This is a genomic window from Chryseobacterium sp. 27AL, from assembly GCF_057815395.1.
Map to the genome: position 1 here is coordinate 94,756 of NZ_JBYRIW010000010.1, position 20,092 is coordinate 114,847.

Annotated in this window: 17 protein-coding genes and 1 pseudogene; 13 read left to right on the forward strand and 5 right to left on the reverse strand. The window is 31.8% G+C overall.

Going from position 1 to position 20,092, the window contains the following annotated elements:
* The first annotated feature begins 14 nt into the window (after window positions 1-14).
* The 10 genes from AC3WV0_RS13930 to AC3WV0_RS13975 all read left to right on the forward strand — a co-directional run bounded on the left by AC3WV0_RS13930 (window position 15) and on the right by AC3WV0_RS13975 (window position 10,020).
* Complete coding sequence (locus AC3WV0_RS13930) at window positions 15-818, forward strand: PAAR-like protein (RefSeq protein WP_488846708.1); 804 nt, start codon at window positions 15-17, stop codon at window positions 816-818.
* A gap of 8 nt (window positions 819-826) precedes the next feature.
* Window positions 827-2,665 (forward strand): glycoside hydrolase family 24 protein, encoded by a 1,839-nt coding sequence (locus AC3WV0_RS13935; RefSeq protein WP_488846709.1) that lies wholly within the window; start codon window positions 827-829, stop codon window positions 2,663-2,665.
* On the forward strand, window positions 2,656-3,603 hold the full coding sequence (locus AC3WV0_RS13940; protein WP_488846710.1) for a YqhG/Tai3 family protein: 948 nt from the start codon (window positions 2,656-2,658) through the stop codon (window positions 3,601-3,603). The genes AC3WV0_RS13935 and AC3WV0_RS13940 overlap by 10 nt, the downstream gene beginning before the upstream one ends.
* 89 nt (window positions 3,604-3,692) lie before the next feature.
* Window positions 3,693-4,556, forward strand: a complete 864-nt coding sequence (locus tag AC3WV0_RS13945; protein ID WP_488846711.1) for a hypothetical protein — start codon at window positions 3,693-3,695, stop codon at window positions 4,554-4,556.
* A 128-nt stretch (window positions 4,557-4,684) separates the two neighbouring features.
* Complete coding sequence (locus AC3WV0_RS13950; RefSeq protein ID WP_488846712.1) at window positions 4,685-4,942, forward strand: hypothetical protein; 258 nt, start codon at window positions 4,685-4,687, stop codon at window positions 4,940-4,942.
* Window positions 4,943-4,983: 41 nt separating this feature from the next.
* A complete protein-coding gene (locus tag AC3WV0_RS13955) occupies window positions 4,984-6,252 on the forward strand; it encodes an N-acetylmuramidase domain-containing protein (protein ID WP_488846713.1) in 1,269 nt (422 codons plus the stop codon).
* Between the two features lie 2 nt (window positions 6,253-6,254).
* Window positions 6,255-6,746: a hypothetical protein gene (locus tag AC3WV0_RS13960; RefSeq protein ID WP_488846714.1), complete on the forward strand. Its 492-nt coding sequence runs from the start codon at window positions 6,255-6,257 to the stop codon at window positions 6,744-6,746.
* A gap of 64 nt (window positions 6,747-6,810) precedes the next feature.
* Window positions 6,811-8,373, forward strand: a complete 1,563-nt coding sequence (locus AC3WV0_RS13965) for a glycoside hydrolase family 24 protein (protein ID WP_488846715.1) — start codon at window positions 6,811-6,813, stop codon at window positions 8,371-8,373.
* 11 nt (window positions 8,374-8,384) lie between these two features.
* Window positions 8,385-9,221: a DUF3828 domain-containing protein gene (locus AC3WV0_RS13970; protein ID WP_488846716.1), complete on the forward strand. Its 837-nt coding sequence runs from the start codon at window positions 8,385-8,387 to the stop codon at window positions 9,219-9,221.
* A 241-nt stretch (window positions 9,222-9,462) separates the two neighbouring features.
* Entirely contained in the window at window positions 9,463-10,020 is a 558-nt protein-coding gene (locus AC3WV0_RS13975; protein ID WP_488846717.1) for a hypothetical protein, read from the forward strand.
* A 301-nt stretch (window positions 10,021-10,321) separates the two neighbouring features.
* Here the strand turns inward: AC3WV0_RS13975 and AC3WV0_RS13980 are convergent, their stop codons facing one another.
* The 3 genes and pseudogenes from AC3WV0_RS13980 to AC3WV0_RS13990 form a co-directional block, all read right to left on the reverse strand.
* Window positions 10,322-12,454: a UvrD-helicase domain-containing protein gene (locus AC3WV0_RS13980; protein WP_488846718.1), complete on the reverse strand. Its 2,133-nt coding sequence runs from the start codon at window positions 12,452-12,454 to the stop codon at window positions 10,322-10,324.
* A complete protein-coding gene (locus AC3WV0_RS13985; RefSeq protein WP_488846728.1) occupies window positions 12,436-13,443 on the reverse strand; it encodes an ATP-dependent nuclease in 1,008 nt (335 codons plus the stop codon). Before AC3WV0_RS13985 ends, AC3WV0_RS13980 begins: the two co-directional genes overlap by 19 nt.
* A pseudogene (locus AC3WV0_RS13990) lies at window positions 13,417-14,653 on the reverse strand (ATP-binding protein); the annotation flags it as partial. The gene AC3WV0_RS13985 and the pseudogene AC3WV0_RS13990, both read right to left, overlap by 27 nt.
* Before the next feature lie 488 nt (window positions 14,654-15,141).
* On the opposite strand from AC3WV0_RS13990, the gene AC3WV0_RS13995 reads away from it, so the two are divergent.
* Window positions 15,142-15,576, forward strand: coding sequence for a cold shock domain-containing protein (locus AC3WV0_RS13995; protein ID WP_089999403.1), 435 nt, complete (start codon window positions 15,142-15,144; stop codon window positions 15,574-15,576).
* A gap of 554 nt (window positions 15,577-16,130) precedes the next feature.
* Complete coding sequence (locus tag AC3WV0_RS14000; protein WP_488846719.1) at window positions 16,131-17,135, forward strand: glycosyltransferase family 2 protein; 1,005 nt, start codon at window positions 16,131-16,133, stop codon at window positions 17,133-17,135.
* A gap of 43 nt (window positions 17,136-17,178) precedes the next feature.
* Here the strand turns inward: AC3WV0_RS14000 and AC3WV0_RS14005 are convergent, their stop codons facing one another.
* The gene (locus AC3WV0_RS14005) at window positions 17,179-18,405 is read right to left on the reverse strand and encodes an aminotransferase class I/II-fold pyridoxal phosphate-dependent enzyme (protein WP_488846720.1); all 1,227 of its coding nucleotides are present in this window, start codon (window positions 18,403-18,405) and stop codon (window positions 17,179-17,181) included.
* A 150-nt stretch (window positions 18,406-18,555) separates the two neighbouring features.
* Between AC3WV0_RS14005 and AC3WV0_RS14010 the strand changes: the two genes are divergently transcribed.
* Window positions 18,556-19,014: an Lrp/AsnC family transcriptional regulator gene (locus AC3WV0_RS14010; RefSeq protein ID WP_488846721.1), complete on the forward strand. Its 459-nt coding sequence runs from the start codon at window positions 18,556-18,558 to the stop codon at window positions 19,012-19,014.
* 28 nt (window positions 19,015-19,042) lie between these two features.
* Here AC3WV0_RS14010 and AC3WV0_RS14015 read toward each other — a convergent pair whose 3' ends face one another.
* Window positions 19,043-20,074: a bestrophin family protein gene (locus AC3WV0_RS14015; RefSeq protein ID WP_488846722.1), complete on the reverse strand. Its 1,032-nt coding sequence runs from the start codon at window positions 20,072-20,074 to the stop codon at window positions 19,043-19,045.
* Between the last annotated feature and the right edge of the window lie 18 nt (window positions 20,075-20,092).

A 20,092-nucleotide genomic window follows, 5' to 3' on the forward strand; every position in this document is an offset into this window, starting at 1 on the left:
ACAAATACACACAAATGAAAGAATATAAAGTAAAAAAGGGCGAGACTTTATCGTCTATCGCCCGGGATATAGGATTACCTGATCCCTATACGCTGAAAACATTTCACAATTTTAATGGTCCTATAGAGAAAGGTATCGGAAATGACATCCGTGAAGGAATGATCCTTACCATCCCTGATGTCCATGAAGTAGAGAAAATTAACGGTGAAATGGAAAGTAAGAGAGCGAAAAATGCTGATAAATTAAATGCAAAGGAAATTTCCGGAAATAACAAAAAAGAATCTAATGAAGATCAGCATGAAAAAGAAAATAAAAATGAACCTAAAGAGAAAGCGGCGAGTGAACACGACGGAAAACTTTTTGTAATCCAGAAAGGGAAAGCCATCTGCGACAAAGGGGCTAAGTTTCCACAATTTAAGGTTAGTAGCCACAAGAAGCATTATATCAATGACGATGGTTCTTCCGACGATTATCTTGCCGTGACCCAAAATGATGTGCAATTCAACCCTCCTGCAGTACCGTTTGGAAATTGTTCGCTTCAAAACGGAAAGCCCTGTACTTTTTCTCCTGCAGATAAATGGCAGAAGTTCTACCAGAATGTAAAAGTTATGGACAACGCTCTTATTACCGAAATCTCAGAGCTCCAATGCACCATCGGCGGAAAAATAAAAGTAATGGATCACGGCCAGCGGGAAGAGCTGACCAAACAGAACTTCAAGAATGCGGACAGGAATTTCCACAGCTATATCAATTCGTTGGTTGATTTGAGGAGTTTTATTGATGAGATGGAAAATGATAATACAATTGATTTTGAATAAAATAGATTATGGCAAAAAAAGGAATCTCAAAAATCAAAGGTCCGGAAGAAATACATCTGGGAGAAACTGTTTATTATGAAGTAAGTAGATTTTATGATATTAATGATACAGAAAAGATAGGTATTACCAATTGGAAAATATATGTACGCGATAAAGGAAGCTTCCGTGAGCTACGTCAGAAACCGGGAACGCCACCTAAGAAAGGTTATAAAATACCTTTAACCATTAACAATCAAAAGCTTGTAGGTAAAGAAATCTTAATAGAAGCTTATCTGTACGAACCTGAAAAGTCCGCTCCTCCCGGATTGAAAGTAAAAGTACTCCCGGGAAGAAACAAGAAAATTGATCGTGTAGAATTGTTTATGCGCGACGATACTCCTATCAAAGAAGATACTGTCCTCAAATATGGGCAAAGCATTAAGGTAAAGGTTTATACCCAAAATATGCCGGGAGAAAAAATAAAGCTTAGCTTGTATGAAGATGATGTTAACGGCTCCGGACATAGTACCAAGAATGAGAAAAATAAGGTAGCCAGCATTACACGAAATCTAAATAAGGACGGATTCTTATGGCATGAGTTTAAACTGCCAGTTGAATTTTCCAAAATAGCCAATGCCGTGATGGATGGAAGCCACGACAAGATCCATGAATATTATGTAGTGGCAGAAACCGCCCAACATAAATCTGTAAGTAAAAATGCTGAGGTAAAAAATCCTGATTATATTTTTACCCAAACTGTAAGCAGCACTATAGATCCCAATAAGATTTACGGTAAAGAAATACTGATTGAAGAAGTTGTTATAAAAGGGAAATATAAAAAGCAGGTGGGGGTTGATGCTATGGAGAAGTCTGGGAGGAGTACTGTGGAGGTGAAGGCTCCACAGGCGGTGAAACAGGATGATAAAAATGAGGTTTGTGAGTGTGAGGCTAAGGTTAGGGCGTTTATGAGGATGATTAGAAAAGGAGAAGGAACAATTGACGAAGGAGGATATTCTCGTATTGTTGGAGGATCTAAATTTTCTAATTTTAAATCACATCCAAAAATATACATAAAAGAACATAATTCAACAGCAGCAGGAGCTTATCAAATAACACGAACTAATTGGGACAGTGAAAATTTTTCACAATGGAGAAGTGATAATAAAGTTGAAGATTTTTCACCAGAAAGCCAAGACATTTATTGTGCTTATCTACTAATTAAAAAGAAAAGAGCTTTTAATGATATTAAAAACAATGACCTTGAAGGAGCAATTAATAAATGTGCTAAAGAATGGGCCAGTTTACCCGGTGCAGGATATGGACAAAGAGAAGAAAGTATAGAGACTGTAAAAAAATTATATAATAAGTTTTTAAACGAAGAATTAACTGGCCAGGAAGGAAGTATTGCTAAATTACACATTAAACCAGGTTTTTTAAAAAAATACTTTGGATATAACTGCTGTGAAGAAAATAATGATAGTAAACAAATAACAAAGAAGAAATATGATATTGATAAAGCAGTAGCAAAAATTAATTCTAATGTAGAGCCTAAATCAATTTCCGCATGTGCTAAATATGTAAGAATTGCAATTGAGGCAGGAGGATTATCAACAAATGGAAGGCCAATTTCAGCAAAAAATTATGATGTATTTTTACCAAAATTAGGCTTTACACAAATTAGTACTGAGAATTATACACCAAAAAAAGGTGATATTAGTGTAATACAAAGTATAGCAAATCATCCACATGGTCATATTTGTATGTATAATGGAAGCCAATGGGTTTCTGATTTTAAACAAATAGATATGTGGCCTGGACCAGGATATAGAAAAAATCCCCCTAGATATAATATTTTTAGATGGAAATAAAAAAATTAAAAATGATAAATAAAAAAATAATTCTGCTTTTAGTAGCTTTTTTTTCATTTCAAGCATGTAGTCAAACGACTAGTTCCTCTGAGAAAAAAATAGAAAGAATAAAAATTGATGATAATGCATTACAGGAATTAAAAAAATTTTATACATCTTATTTTTCAGAAATGGAAAAAAGTGATAAAGATGTTGAAACAAAACTTGATCAATTAAGGAAAAAATACATGACAATTGATTTATATAATAAAATCAAGCATTTAAATCTAGATTATGACCCTGTAATAAATGCACAAGATGTAGAATCAGATTGGAGAAAAAATTTAAGCATTTCAAAATCTGTTGAAGATAATAATAAGTTTGAAATTTCTATAAGTAATAGTTTTGATAATTCTAAAAATTACATTTATATAACATTAAAAAAAATAGATAATACTATTAAAATAACAGATATAAAAGTTAATGACATACCCAGTATTTTAAATTATAACGAAACTTATAATAATTTTAATGTAGATAGTCTATCTACAAATTATGATAGTACTGAGACTGTTATAAATGGCTATTACCGTTACAATTCATGTGATGATGCTTTGCCCTCATATTATATCGCAGATGATGAAGGTCAATTAAGCTTTTATACTCAAAAAAAACACTGGGTATCAATATCTACTTCATCCGAAAAACTTAATAATATATATGAAATAAAATATGATTTCATTACAGGTGTTTCCGGAAAAAATGCCGATCTTAATTGGGAAGAGTACTCTTCAAGAGAAAAAATAGCAGAAATTAAAGTAATAAGTAATAAACAAATTGTATTTAAATGGTATGGATTTTATAATGTAAAAACCAATCAGAGAGAGCTTTTGGAAAATCCATTTTTAAATAACAAAAATCCAAAACAAGAAATAATTTTAAATAAATGCAATAATTAGCTTGTTGGTAATTAAAATGATAAGACTTTTTGCATACATAATCTCGGAATTTTTGTTTAAAATGTAAAGTATTTATTTAAGCAATACTTATGAAAAATATATTTTTCTTACTATCAACAATATGTATTTTTATTTCTTGTAAAGGGCAGGATAAAGATGAAAATATAAAATCCAAACAAAAATTCGAAGATAAATTTTATCTTGCAAAATGTGTAGGGGATTATTCAACAGGAAAAAAAATTACAGAAAAAGAAGGAAATTGGTCTTTAAGTCAAAAAGATATTGATGAAATAATAAAATTATCGTCAGAAATTACAGAAAATGATCTGCATTTTTCTTATCCATTAACTCCCTGCAATATCGAGCTAAAAGGATATCGATATAAAGGTAAAAATTATAATTTGTCAATAAATGGAGGTTCATATATTTCCTTATTTGATGGGAAGAACAATATTTTATTAGGTTGTGATTCTCCTGCTTGTAAAAAATATTTTCTTCAACCAAAGGAAGAAATGGTAGATATTGATCAAAACTTAATATCAGAAAATCTAAATTCTGAAACTAAAAATTATAATATTAATCTTAATAAAGATAAATTTGAAGATTTGATAATTGTTAAAAACAATACTATACAAATTATTTTAGGATCAGAATCGAAAAATACATCTTTGTTAACCAAAAGTTTTGATTGCGATTTTATTGATATAGACACAAATACGAAATACAATCAAACATTTAACCTTATTTTAAAGTATATTGATCAATATCGAAAACCCTTTAGAAAAATAGTTATTCCTGTTTTTTATAATAAAAATATTTTTTTAATAAAAAAATTGTTTGTGGCTAGCTTAGGAACAAGTGCAAATACAGGAGATGAGGAATGGCATAATAAAGAAATTAATGAAAATGTTTCACTAGAACAATTGGATATTGACTCAATTCTTTCGAAATAAAAATCTTTTGTTAGTGGATTAACAAATTTTAATCACCTTAATATCAAAAGGAATTAGCAGAAGAGAAAAAAACACGCGAAGCAGAGGCGAAAAGACGGCTTGCAAACAGGGGTAAGCATGGCATTTCAATGGTCGCGGGAAACCCAACTCCTGTTATCGGAGAGAAAAATACCTATCACGTTGCAGGCTGGTACGGGGACACTCCATATGCAGATAGAAATCCTGAAAAGGTAACCTGGGAGCTTTTCAAAAAGAGAAGCAACGGTAAGTTTACTTCAACAAATATTAAAAAAATCGGAGATGGAACTTTTACATTTGGCGAAATTTCAATCCAAATACCTACCGTCTTGAGGCATATCTTCATAAGCCGGAAGGTGGGGGCCTGAACATCAATCCTAAATCTTCAACTATTCCCAAAATATGAAAAGTGGAGCTGCATTATGTGGATGATAAAAAGGGTGATACTTTCAGTTTCTATGACAAGCTTCGGGCAAAAGCGCATACAACGGGGATGCGCGGAAAGTATCTGGTTTTTACGCTTTGGGAGGATGATGCAAAAGGAGGCGGACACAGCGCCGGCAACCAGGCTATAGAAACAACAACAGCAAAAGTGGGTCATAACGGATTGGCCGTCGCAGAATTTGCTCTAACAAAAGGTTTGATGCAAAAAGCCATGAAAGGTGAAGCCGACACAAAAGAATTTGAGTTTTATGTAACAGTAGAGTATTACAAAGGAAAGATTCATGATTCTGAGAATGTGAATGTCCACAATCCGTTATACAAAGCTCCGGAAAAGAAGAAATTCCATCCAAAAGCACAAGGCTCACCAGCAGAACAAAAACCTCCATCCAAAAGAGAGGAAAAGAATCTTCTGATCCATCATGCAGATGGCTATCTTCTCCATGATTGGGCGGAAGTAAAGGGAAAAGCGCAGAAGGATAAGGAGATTACGGTGAATAGAAATCATGGGAGAAGTATGGTTGGGGTAGCAGCTCAGTCGTCTCAAAAACAGGAAATTAATAAAAATTCAAAGAATTGCTATTGCTTTTTACAAGGCATAGCTAAAATGCCATGCAATGGAAAAGGTAGTTCAGTTACGGATGAACATTATCAAAACCTAGCAAAAGATATTGGAGTAGAAGCTAAAGTATTTAAAACAGTTGCAATTATAGAGTCTGGTGGAAGAAGGTCATTTATTAATTATAAAGGAGAACAAAGGGCTAAAATACTTTATGAGAGACATTATATGTATCGTTTCTTAACAAAGATAAAATCTGAAGACGAATTAGAAAAATTGAAGAAAGCTTCTCCAGATCTTGTTCATAATGTTGGAACTTATAAAGATCCAAATGCTAAATATGGTTCTGAAACAGAACAGTTTGAGAAACTTAGTAAAGCCAAAAAAATAAATAATGATGCTGCAATAAAAAGTTGTTCTTGGGGAAAATTTCAGGTTATGGGAAAATATTATAGTTATTTATATAGTTCTCCCAATGAATTAGAGGAAGCAATGAATAGATGTGAGGTACAACACTTTGCATATTTTAAAGTTTTTTTAAAAGATGTTACTGGAGCATCAATAATAAAAGCTATGAAAGATAAAAACTGGAATAAAGTTGCAGAGTTGTACAATGGTGAAGATTATGCAAAAAATCATTATCATACAAAAATGAAAAATGAATATAATAAATTATAAGCATGAAAAATATAATTTTTTTAACAATAATATTTCTATTTACAAATTGTAAAAAAGAAAGTTTTAAAGTTTCTCACGAGGAGAGTCTTTGTGAAATAAATAGTATGAAAAAGCTAGATACAATAGCTATTAATATTAATAAAGATTATGATTTAGAAATACTAAGTCGTCCAAAAAAGGTGATTGTCAATTTTTTTCAACCGATTAAAAATCAGTTAATAAGTGAAAGTAGTTATGCACAAGTTTTATATGATAAAAAAAATATTGTTATAAACATTGAGATTGGAGATAATGCAAATCAGTATGAAGACATTTATCTATCAAAAACTTATCCTATTATTCTCGAAAAAATTATTCGTACCACAATTGACAAAAAAGAATATACTGAAAAATTAGAGTGTGAGGAAATTATTAATGAAAAGGTTTCAGAAAAGACAAGATATAGAAAAATTAATAATGATAAGAAAAAATGTAAATCAACAAAAATAAATTAAATATTGTTGGAACAAGCAGTATTGAATTAATTGATATTAGAGAATTTAAAATGTAGAATTGTTTATGCGTGATGATACTCCTATCAAAGAAAATACTGTCCTCAAATACGGACAAAGCATTAAGGTAAAGGTTTACACCCAAAATATGCCGGGAGAAAAAATAAAGCTTAGCTTGTATGAAGATGATGTTAACGGGCCCGGACATAGTACCAAGAATGAGAAAAATAAGGTAGCCAGCATTACACGAAATCTAAATAAGGACGGATTTTTATGGCATGAGTTTAAACTGCCTGTTGAATTTTCCAAAATTGCCAATGCAGTCATGGATGGAAGCCAAGACAAGATCCATGAATATTATGTAGTGGCAGAAACCGCCCAAGATAAATCTGTAAGTAAAAATGCTGAGGTAAAAAATCCTGACTATATTTTTACCCAAACTGTAAGCAGCAGTATAGATCCCAATAAGATTTACGGTAAAGAAATATTGATTGAGGAAGTTGTTATAAAAGGGAAATATAAAAAGCAGGTGGGTGTTGATGCTATGGAGAAGTCTGGGAGGAGTGCTGTGGAGGTGAAGGCTCCACCGACGGTGAAACAGAATGATAAAAATGGGGTTTGTGAGTGTGAGGCTAAGGTTAGGGCGTTTTTAAGAATGTTACGTGTAGGTGAGGGAACTGGAGAATTAATTAAATCAAAAGATAAAGAAGGAAACATTATATATATAAAACATAATTTCGATAGAGGTTATACAACAGCATTTGGAGGAAACGTAATAACCGATTTAAGTGATCATCCTAAAAAGAATTATGGAGGTTCTACCGCAGCGGGTGCATATCAAACCATGAAATATACATGGGAAGATGAAAACTTTGTTTTGCAAAGAAAAAAATATAAGATAACTTCCTTTAGTAAAGAGAATCAAGACAGATTTGCAATTGTTTTACTTAAATATCATCCAGGTTGTTCAAATCTTATTGATTTAATTATAAATGATAATTTAGAAAAAGCAATAAGAAACTGTGCAAGTAGAATTTGGGCCAGTTTACCTGAAAAAGGTGATAATAGTCGCTATCTATTTAATGGGAATCCACAACCAGTAACACCTATGAAAACTATTTTAGAACACTATAATCAATTTTATAAGGAAGAATTAAACAATAAAAGTCCATTATATCTTAAAGACGGATTTTTAGAAGAATTTGGATATAATTGTTGCAAACAGAAAATTAATTTAAAAGATAAAATAAATAAAGCTGGTTATGACATTGATAAAGCTGTAAACCATATAAATGCTAATGCTTTATCTAAATCAATTGGTAAATGTGCATTATATGTTCGACAAGCTATTAATGCAGGTGGAATTAGTGGAATATCAGGTCATGCTAAAGAATATTATGATAAAAATACACTTGTATCAAAAGGATTTAAAAAAATAAGTACAGATATTAACTCTATTCAATTAAAGAGAGGAGATATTGCAGCTTTTGGAGCTGTAAATGGTCACCCTTATGGACATATTGCGATGTACAATGGAGAGCAATGGATATCTGATTTTACACAAAAGTCATTTTGGGTAGCAACACAATATTCTATTGAAAAGAAATATGCAATATATAGATGGGAATAACTAATAAAAAAATGAAAAAAATAACCGTATTAATTTTTGGTTTGCTTATAATGATAAGCTGCAAAAAAACGCCTGTAACTATTCATAAAAATTTAAATACTTCTACCACAAATGTAGAAAATGACAATACAAAAGCAATGAGTATTATCAAAAATTTTTATCTCAATTTTTATGGTAATGATAATAATATACAGGACAAAAATAAGATGAAATTATATGTTTCTGAAAGAATTATTAAAATAATTGATAGTCTTAGAGACAATGATAATCTCGTTTTAGACTATGATCCTTTTATAAAAGCACAGGATTATTCAGGAGATGTCATTAAAAAAACACTGAAAATTCAACCTTTAAAAAATAAAGATGAATATAGAGTTAGTTTTTATTTATTTGGAGAAAAAGGCGAAAAAAGAACTGATATTGATCTTTTATTATCTAAAAACAAAGATGGTAATTTGTTAATTAGTAGCATTTTAAATGATGATTATTTGAATTTTAATAAAAATATAACAACAAAAACCAATCCCAAAGAAAACCAATGGTATGGAAGTTATGAAGGAAGTTTTTTGAGATTAAAAGATGAATCAGCTGATCCAAGAGGATGGGCAACGGTTACTATAAATATTAGTAAAGATTCAGCAGTTTTTAATATTTCAAGTTATGTGGAAGAAAAATCTTTTAGATTAAAATTTAAGGAACAGAGTGTTAATAGTATAATATTTAATATGGAGGACAATAATCTCCTTAAAATAAATAAAGAAAATGAAATTTATACATTAGAAAATACATACATAGACAATCTAATTTCAAGTAAAAATAAAATAAAATTAAATAAGACGAAATTATAGAAAAATAAGCTACGCAGAGCAAAATCACGTCTTACAAAATAGGAGAGGAATAATGAAGCTGTTTTAAATTTTAATTTTTGATTAGTCTTAAGGAAAACGCTAAAAAGTGCAGATTCTTCCAAGATGTTTCAATAGTACAATTGGATATTGACTCAATTCTTTCGAAATAAAAATCTTTTGTTAGTGGATTAACAAATTTTAATCACCTTAATATCAAAAGGAACTAGCAGAAGAGAAAAAAATGCGTGAAGCAGAGGTGAAAAGACAGCTTGCAAACAAGGGTAAGCATGGCGTTTCAATGATCTCGGGAAACCCAACTCCTGTTGTCGGAGAGAAAAATACCTATCACGTTGCAGGCTGGTACGAGGACACTCCATATGCAGATAGAAATCCTGAAAGGGTAACCTGGGAGCTTTTCAAAAAGAGAAGCAACGGTAAGTTTACTTCAACAAATATTAAAAAAATCGGAGATGGAACTTTTACATTTGGCGAAATTTCAATCCAAAATACCTACCGTCTTGAAGCATATCTTCATAAGCCGGAAGGTGGGGGCCTAATCATCAATCCTAAATCTTCAACTATTCCCAAAATAGGAAAAGTGGAGCTGCATTATGTGGATGATAAAAAGGGTGATACTTTCACAGGTCGTTTTGAGGTTTTCAAATGCTGTCTGGCGCAGGGTGATGGCATTTTTGTTGGCAATGCGTTTTTCTTCGACCTCGTTCAATTTCGCAGTGGCCGTGTTGTAAAGGGTCTGAAGACTGTCGACGCTGAGTTCAGGAACTGGCGGATCGTATAATGGATACACGGAAACCTGCTGAATGAGTTTATGCAGGTTGGCGACATTTCTGGCGTGACCTACTTCGCTTGCTGTTTTTTGTTGTTTTTGTCGGATTCGGATTGCTTTCCGATGGAAATGTTGTAGACATAGGCATTTGCGTTTTTAATTAGTCGGACAAATATAAAATTTATTTTGATTGATGGGTCTTTTTATAGTGAATAATTGATAATCATTATTTTATGTTAAATGAGGGAATGGGGAAACATTGGCCAATGGGCGAGGGTTTTAGTTTTTTTATAAAGCCGATTGTAAATCTACGTTATAGAGTATATTGATCGAGATTAACAACTTCATCAAACCAATTTTTTGCAGTTTCAAGAACCTGAGATGAAGGATTTTGAAAAAAAACTGCTAAGTTTTCTTTTGAACGAGTACAACAAACATAGAATAATTTTTGAGTTCTTTCAAAGACACTTGCTCTATCTATTCTATTGGTAAATAAATAATTGAAATTATATTTTGTCCAATTCCCATTATCTAATATTACCAAGACATTATCAAATTCATTTCCCTTAGTTTTGTGCTGAGTAGAAAAAGGAGTTAAGCCCTCTAAATAATCATATAGTTTAATAAACTCTTGATATGAAACTTCTTTTAGTCTGTCGTAGATGTATTCTGACGAATGAATAAACTCATCTATTTTATCATCTTTTTTTACAATTCCCAATTCGTCTGCCTTATCTATTACCTGTCCTATAGTTGTATTTTGATTAGTTAGTAATTGTTCAATATTATTTTTAAGAACTCGTTTATCATTAATTGTTTTGATCGTAATTCCATTTCTCTTCATCACCCTAAAAAACTCAGGGAAGTTTTTATCAGAATAAAATCTTAATACATTTTGAATTTTGAACAAATGCTTAATAAAATTATCTCTCTTCGATCCTTTTTTTGAGTCCTGATCATCTAATTCTCTTTTGTCATCAATAAGATTTTCTTTATCAATATAAATTTTTCTTATTTCATTGAAAGATTTATCCTTAATTTTCTCATAGAATAATCTATGAGTTTCATTCGATAGTATTTTATCTTTCTTTAAAACACTAGTTATAAAATTCAATTCTCCCACAAATTCGTCAATGGTATTGTATTTATATAGATTTTTTTTAGGTATCTTTTTCTGCTTTAATGTTTTTTCTTTTAGTTCAATCAATAATTCGCTTTCAAATTCTAAATCTGAAAAATTTTCTTTAGGCAAATTTTTTATTTCGTCAAATTCTTTTTTGGCTAATACATCTAATTTTATTTCGTCTAATAAGTATGATCGAGATTGTAATGCTAATTCATCAACTACTTCATCAAATGTTTTCTCGTCCTCAATGTTTAAATTATCAATTTTAATTTTCTCAACTAAGTCTTTTTTTAGATTAATAACGGGATCTTCATCATAAATCTCCATTAGCGTTGAAAATCCAGCTTGTGCAGAAATTAAATTATGTGTAAGATTTAATTCTTTAGTTGTTTTGGAATTATCAAAGTCCCAACCTTGATTAAGGTTTTTTAAGTAATATTTTATTTTTTCAATATCTCTATCTACAGAGTATAAAAATAAAATGTTACCATCTTTTACATTTCCATTTGGTAAAATGTTTGGAGCATTTAAATCAGAAGAATGTTCCTGTGTAATCCCATCAGTGCGAAGCTTATTAGCGAGTTCATAAATCTTTTTTGGATTTCTTCTGTTTTGACTTTTAATAACCTCTTTTACGCTACCTTCTTCTAAATAAGAATTTATAGTACCAATTCCATCATCATAGATAGATTGCATTGCATCTCCAAATAAACCTATGATAGATACTCTTTTAGATATTTGTAAATGGTCTAAAAATATTCTAATTACTTGTTCATTTGTATCCTGATATTCATCAATAAATATGAATTTGAACTTATCCTTTAAAATATCACATAATTTAGGATAATTTGCAAACATATGTTCAGAAATAGTTAATACTTCATCGTGAGAGATAATCCCTTCTCTCAATCTTATATATTCTTTATATTGAATTTCAATGTTTTCAGATAAAGTTTCCTCAGGATTATCTATAACAATATTAGTAATAGTATCGTCTTTTGCTAATTGTATTAAAGTTGACCTTAATTCTGATTGAAAGTTTTTAATGTTATCCCAGAGAAAATCGTGAATTGTAGATACTTTTAGATTTTTATGGTTTACACGATCCTCAATTTCTTTTACTGCAGCATTTGTATATGTCATACAGGCAATTTTAATGTTAGGATTTTCTTTAATGACTTGCCTGATTACAGAGACTAAAGAATACGTCTTACCACTTCCTGCACCACCACTTAATAGAAAATTGTGACCATTATCAATGTGTTCAAAAATTGATAATACTTCTGGCTGATCTTTTATATCTAGTCTTTCCTTAACCATAATAATCCTTCTTTAATGTAGGCTGGAATTTGCCAATTAGAATATGTTTCGTTGGTACATCTCAATATATCAATTGCAAAAGAGCCTTTGCTATCTACGCATTTTTCTGCTAAAAAGTATGCGTCTCTTGAATTGTCGTAAAAATATTTAAGATTTTTAAGACCTATGAATTTACTTCTATTATCTTTTATGAAAGTTTTGTTTTGTGCTAAATGAAAAAAACTATCTTCAAAACTTCTGGCACAATATCCTTCTTCTTCTGTCTGCGTAATAATTTGTAAATATCCATCAACTTGTTCTCGCCATACTGAATTTTTTGAAAATCTTTTTTCTTCAAAACTTTTTAGCAAAATATTTCGAAAAGAAATTGCATCTGAAGGATAAAAGAAAAGCAAAGTAGGATTACTTGTTTTTTCTGCTTCAGAAACTCTACAGCTAAAATCAGATTTTCTTTCTTTATCTTTTTTTGTTTTTTTAATAGTTCCGTCGCTATTCCGTATAAAATCTTTTTTTACAGAATCTAAATCTGTAATTATTAAAGATTTTAATCCAACAAAGCTTATTAGTTTTTCGAAGATATTTGCATAATTACCAACCTCTATAACAGATATGTTTTGCGATAATAAAGGAAGTTCATTTATATCTAATTCAACTTCTAAGTCTAATTTTTTCATCATTGCAGGTAATAGAATTCTTTCTGTATCGCCTTCAATAAAAATAGCTTTATCAGCAAAAAATAATTCTGCTCTATTGAGTGTTAAATATTGTTTTAAAAAACGATAATTTTTTTCTTCTCCTGCATCATTATATTCTTTTTCTAAATCTTTTATATTTTTTGCTTTAATGTCATTAATAGATTCTTTTTTTAAATATTTTATACAATTAAATTCTTGACAATTAGCAACTATATGAGATGAATGTGTACTAATGATATACTGGAAAGGTTGGTTTTTTATAATCTTTCCACTTGCATCCTTTTGAAGAACAATCCCATTCTTTAAAAGTTCAGTAATGTTTTTGATAAAAACATATTGCATTTGTGGATGAGTATGAGCTTCTGGTTCTTCAATAAAAAGTAAATTAATATCAGCTGGAATTTCATCTTTTCCTTTTTTAAATTCACTTATTAGAATTTCAATCTCAAAAATCATACTTATAAGATTCATATAACCCAAACCATTATAATGTTCAGGGAATTCAGAATCATTACTGTGTTTATATATAACAGTTGTATTTCCTTTTAATAATTCTTTTCGTTGTAAAGTGGAAATTACTTTTATTATAGACTCATCTTTTCTTACTCCTCCAAATAAACTTACTTTTTCAGTAATATCACTAAATAAAGCTTCATAAACATTTCCTAAAATTTCGTCAGTATCTTCAATTACAGATTTAAATTCTTCGATTTTCTTTTCATCCTCATCATTTTTTTCGCTTCGCTCATATATTTCAGATGTTTGCGTAGATAATGTTTTCTCATTTTCTCTATTAGCTACATTTCTCTTAGCGCTTATGTATTTAAAATTGATGATATTGCTTAAATTACTTTTAGCTTTAAAATCTTCTAAATCATTAAAATTACTTTCATCAATTACTGAATGTTCATAATCATAATTAATGCTTTTCCATCTATGTTTAAAAAATTTTTCTACATTTAGTTTAAAAAAAATAATCAAAGTTTTTTGGAATATATTTTTTTCTTTCTTCTTCAGGTTTATCCTTTTCTCTTTCTTCACATTCTTTTACTTTTTTATTTTCAGCGAGAATAAAAGATCTATACTCTTTTCGTAACTCTTTATATTGGTCATAGTTTAAGTAATACTCGAAGCCTAAAACAATTTTATTTTGATCAGGCTCCAAATCCATCATCAAATCTGAAATGTTACATGTATTTTCTCCTTCTTCATAAGAAATTACAAGTCTTAATTTTATACCGTGAATAGCTTTATTATAATCTTCTTCATTAAGTTCAATAGTTGTAGAAATTAATTCTTCAATTTCTTTTTTGTAATCAAGATTAAAATCTTCAGAAACAATTTTCTTCTTATCTGAATTGTTGATGAATTTATCTAGACAAGTTAAAAGTGAAGTTTTTCCAGTATTATTTTTACCTAGAACTAAGGAAAGAGACTGTTCCAGATCTATTTTAAAATCTTTGAGTAGCCTAAAATTTTTTATATAAATAGACTCTATCTTCATGGTTGTTAATTTTTTTCTAATTTATCAAAATTTTAACTTATCAAATATATTTTTAACTAATAAAATGAAATTACGGAAAACCGTACACTTGATTCTATTTTACAAGAGATTCCTTCGTTCCTCGGAATGGCAGGGAGTGTAAAATTCATTAGATTTTTGAGTTTGGTGAGATGTGACCGTTTCTAAGCGTAGGTGTACTCTAAACAAAGATTTACAACAAAAACAAATTGAGATCCAATTAATTACTAGGAAGTTTAGGCATTTTTTCGTATCTTTGTACCTAATAAGAGGTAATTACCTTTCTCTGTAACAAGTTAGAATTTCTATTTCCAAGCAGTTTTTTTGCTTTTACAGCTGACAGATTTTAATACTATTTCATTTTAAGCTCTTTATTGAGGCATAATCAGAGATCTTATTCAAAACTTTTTATTTCTTTTCGTATAGCGGAAAGTTTTTATTTCAGTAACAACTAAATTTTATAATAATATATGGCGGATTCTTTTTCTAAAAAAGAAAATTTCAAAAAGAAAATTCAAAAACAAAAGGAAAAAGCTCTTAAGCGTGAAGAGCGTAAAACGAGCAACAACAAAGGTAAAAGTCTTGACGAGATGTTGATGTATGTAGATGCCAACGGTCAATTGACTTCAACTCCACCGGATCATGCGGAAAAAGCAGAGATCAACGTGGATGATATCCGTTTGGGAGCAGCTCCCATCGAAGCGGAAGAAATCAGAAAAACAGGAATCATTACTTTTTTCAGTGAAAAAGGGTACGGATTTATTACGGAAGACAAATCGAAGGAAAATATTTTCTTTCACAGTAATAACTGCGCAGAACCTGTAAAAAAAGGAAACAAAGTATCTTACGAAAAAGAGAAATCTCCAAAAGGTTTTTCAGCAGTAGATATTCAGCTCGTTAAATAAAAGTGTCGGAGACAACAGTTTCCGATGTACCGAATAAATTTTTAAATTTGTCGAAATTCAACCTATGAATTTCGACTTTTTTGATTTATTAGATATTGGTAGCAATCTGCTTAATTCAGGGACAACGAGATTTACAAGAAATAAGAAAAGGAAAACAAAATATGTCAGGGAAAAGATAAGTCTAATATTGTATCTTTTTTCAGCAGTTTTTTTCTTTCTGGTATTTAGAAATCCACTTGTTTCAGAGAATTACATGCAGTCGGCTGTTATTGGATCGGTTTTGGGGCTGGCTGTTTCCTTGATTATATTTTTCATTCTGCATGTTCTTGAGAAGTACTATTTTAAAAGTGTTTTTCAATGGTTGTTTTTCAGTTTGTCGGTAGTATCGTTTTTTATATCAGTGATCTTGTGGATTTATTTTAAATCCGGGATATTCTTGTAAAAATAATTACATAGCTGTTATGCTATCAACAAAATCAATTTTCAATTTATAAATTATCATAAATGCTTTGCGCATTCTTCCGTGAATAAGTATTTTTGAAAAATTTTCAGATTTGAAGCCTACCATTTCCATTGTCGTTGCTATTTTCAACCGTAAAGATGAGCTTTTTGAGCTCCTGAATTCTCTTACTTCACAGTCGGATAAAGACTTTGAAATTATTATTGTGGATGATGGTTCGCTTGTAGATCTGCGTCCGACAATCGAAAATTTTGAAAGTTTTCTGAATATCAGATATTTCAGAAAAGAAAATTCCGGGCCGGGATTATCCCGAAATTTTGGATCCAGGAGAGCAGGAAATGAATGGCTGGTTTTTGTAGACAGTGATGTTATCGTAGAAAAAGATTATATCGAAAATATCAAAAAAGATATTCTTGAAATTCCCTGTGATGCTTTCGGTGGTGCGGATAAGGCTCATAAAGGTTTCAACCTGATGCAGAAAGCAATTTCATATTCCATGACCTCCGTTTTTACGACTGGCGGAATCCGCGGCAGTAAAAAAGCGGTATCAAAATTTCAGCCGAGAAGTTTTAATATGGGCGTAAAGAAAGAAGTATTTGAAAAGGTTGGAGGCTTTTCGGAAATGAGAATCGGGGAGGATCCGGATCTTTCGATGACGCTTTGGGAAAATGGTTTTACAACAGCTTTTTTTGACAATATTGCTGTTTATCACAAGAGAAGGGTAGACTTCGGAAAGTTTTCCAAACAGGTGTATCAGTTTGGCTGTGCACGTCCTATTCTGAACCAAAGGCACCCTAATTATGTAAAGATCTCCTTCGCTTTTCCTACTTTATTTTTATTAGGTTACATCATGGGCTTCCTTGAATATTTCATGATGGGAAAAGGGATCATTCTTGCTTTTTACGGATTGTATACTTTTATGGTGCTTTTCCATGCGTTGTGGGTGACTAAAAATATCAGCATTGCCGGAATGGCCTTGATTTCAACTTATATCCAGATGTTTTCTTACGGATATGGCTTTTTAAAATCCTGGGTGTTGCTGAATATTTTCAAAATGAAGCCTGAAGATGCTTTTCCGAAACATTTTCATAAAATGTGATAAAAAAAAGCTGTCGGATGAACAACAGCTTTTAAGATAATAATTAAGATATGGAGATGGTTTCATGGTTGAGAACGCCTGTTTTTAGCATGCATTCTCTCATCTTTTCGTATGTTCTTTCAATGTCATGATCGAGGCCGATGGAAAATCGTATCAACCCGTCGGAGATTCCCATTTCAGCCCGTTCTTCTTCAGGGATTTCAGAAGAGGTAGAGCTTCCTGAACAAGAGAATAAGGTTTTATAAAATCCAAGGCTTACCGCAAGATAACCCAGGTTTTCTTTTTGCATTAACTCCATTAATTCATTGGCTTTTTCAGTAGTTCCTGCATCCAGTGTCAGTAATCCTCCAAAACCGTATTCCGTGTGCATCATACTTTTCATCAGTTCGTGGTTTCTATGGGATTTCAGTCCGGGATAAGAAACTTTTAGTCCGTCATTTTCAAATCTTTCAGCCAGATACATCGCGTTGTGGCTGTGCTGTTTCATTCTGATGTGAAGCGTTCTGAGGTTTTTTAGGATGCTTGCCGAGCGAAGGCTGTCCATCGTCGGGCCTAAAAGCATACATGCGCCGGTATTCACGTTCTTGGTATCGTTGATAAATTCTTGCGTTCCACAATAAACGCCGCCTACCGTATCACTGCTTCCATTGATAAATTTTGTAAGGGAATGGATCACAATATCCGCTCCCAGCAGTGCAGGTGAGATGGAAAGTGGTGAGAAAGTATTATCAACAATCAGTTTTAAGTTATACTTTTTACAGATTTCCGACAACTTTCTCAGGTCGGCAACTTCCAGAAGAGGGTTGCTCACACTTTCGCAATATATAATCTTTGTGTTGGGCTGTATAGAATTTTCGACAGACTCAAAATTATTGATGTCGACGAAGGTTGTTTCAATATTAAAGGGAGGCAGAAAATTTTTCATAAAGGCATAGGTTCCGCCGTAAATTGTTCTGCTGGAAATAATATGATCCCCGCTTTTACAGGTCTGGAGAAGCACTGAAGTGATCGCTCCCATCCCTGAAGCCGTCACATTGGCCGCTTCCGTATTTTCCATTTTGGCGAGAGCCTGTGAAAGGTACAGATTCATCGGTGATGAATGTCTTGAGTACAGATAGCATCCGTCTGCATTTCCTTCAAATGTATCAAACATCGTTTTGGCAGAAAGGAAGGTATAGGTGGAACTGTCTGAGATGGATGGATTTACTCCTCCGAACTCACCAAAGTACTGTAAATCCTGAATTTCGTTTGCGGCGTTAAAATCTTTCATATCCTTTTAGTTTTTTGCTAAAATGAACTTATTCCAGGTTTTTTACAACATAAAATTGAATTAACGGAATATAAATCTATGATTATTTGATTTAATAGAAATAAAGTTTATTATATTTGGTAAATGTAAATTTTTAACAAAAATTTATCTATGGCTTTAGATGATATTGATAAAAAACTGCTGCTTTTTTTGCAGGAAGATTCCAAGCAGACCACCAAAGAACTGTCCTACAAACTCGGATTGTCCGTAACGGCTGTTTATGAGCGTATTAGAAAATTGGAGAATACAGGTGTAATCTCAAAGTATGTAGCCATACTCGACCGGCACAAAATCGACAGGAATTTTATTGTGCTGTGCCACGTTAAATTGACGCAGCATAAAAAGGATTATGTGCTACAGTTTGAAAAGGAAATCATGAATTTGCATGAGGTTACGGAGTGCTTTCATGTAAGCGGGGACTATGATTATATTTTAAAAATTGCAGTCAGGGATATGGAAGATTACCGTAATTTCATGTTGACGAAACTTACTACGCTAAAGCATATTGCCAGCACCCACAGTTCTTTCATGATTTCTGAGGTTAAAAATACAACGGCTATTGTTTTATAAATTTTAACAATAGCCGTCCTTATTCTTTTTAAACCAGAACACCATTTTTAGAGGCAATCGGATCCGGCAATTCGGTTTCTCCGGTCATTTGCAGGAGATCAATTTCAATTGTTCTGCATATAGAAAGCATCGGGATATCAAACATTAATCCTTCAAAAGGATTTTCAGAATAGTCGCCCACCAGCTCCATAATAATATACATCCAGCCGATCATGATACAAAATGGGATAGAAGCCCAGATTCCCCAGTCGCCCAGCTGCGCAAATTCACTTACTAAACCTAACGGAAGCAGCATGATGAAAATAACATTAAATACAAAGGCTGTACTGGCAAACTGTCTCGGCAAGGGGAATTTTTTGATTCTTTCGGCCTGTCCCTGCAGGGTATAAAATTCATTCAGGCATTCCTGAAGCTGCATCTGGTTGAATTCTGAAATGGCACCTATATTCTTCAATTCATTGACATCTTTTGACTGCTGAGCAATAAGGTAGGTTGCGAAATTTTTGTAATGTGATTTTTGTTCCGCTTCTTCTTCGGATAAATATTTGTTTAAAAAGAGGGGAGTCCTGGTATAATCAGGAAATCCTGCTTTGATCAGCCGGTTGCGTTTATGGTCTGTTTTCTTGGGGAGCTCTTCTTCTACTTTTATATGTTCCCATTCTGTCGGAATCAGAAGCTGATCCCGGAACGCATACAGCCATGCGATATGCCTGCAAACGATCTTTCTTTTCCGATCTTCGAGTTCAAATTTTCCTATCTGTTCATTCTCAACATCAAAAGCATATACCATTGAGCCGAGCATGCGGCTGGAATTAACGATTCCGCCCCAGATTTTTCTTGCTTCCCACAACCTGTCGTAGGCCTGATTGTTTTTAAAACCAACCAAAAAAGCTTCTGCAGTACCGATAAGTGCTACCGGAACCCATGGAATGATCATCCAATGCCAATTAAAGAAGTGAAAAAGAACAGCAATCAACGTACACCAAATAGAAATCAGAATAACATGAAATCCGGATAAATTGAGTATCTGTTTGTAATTGACGTATTTTGTAGTGATCATAGGTTTGTATGCTTTTTA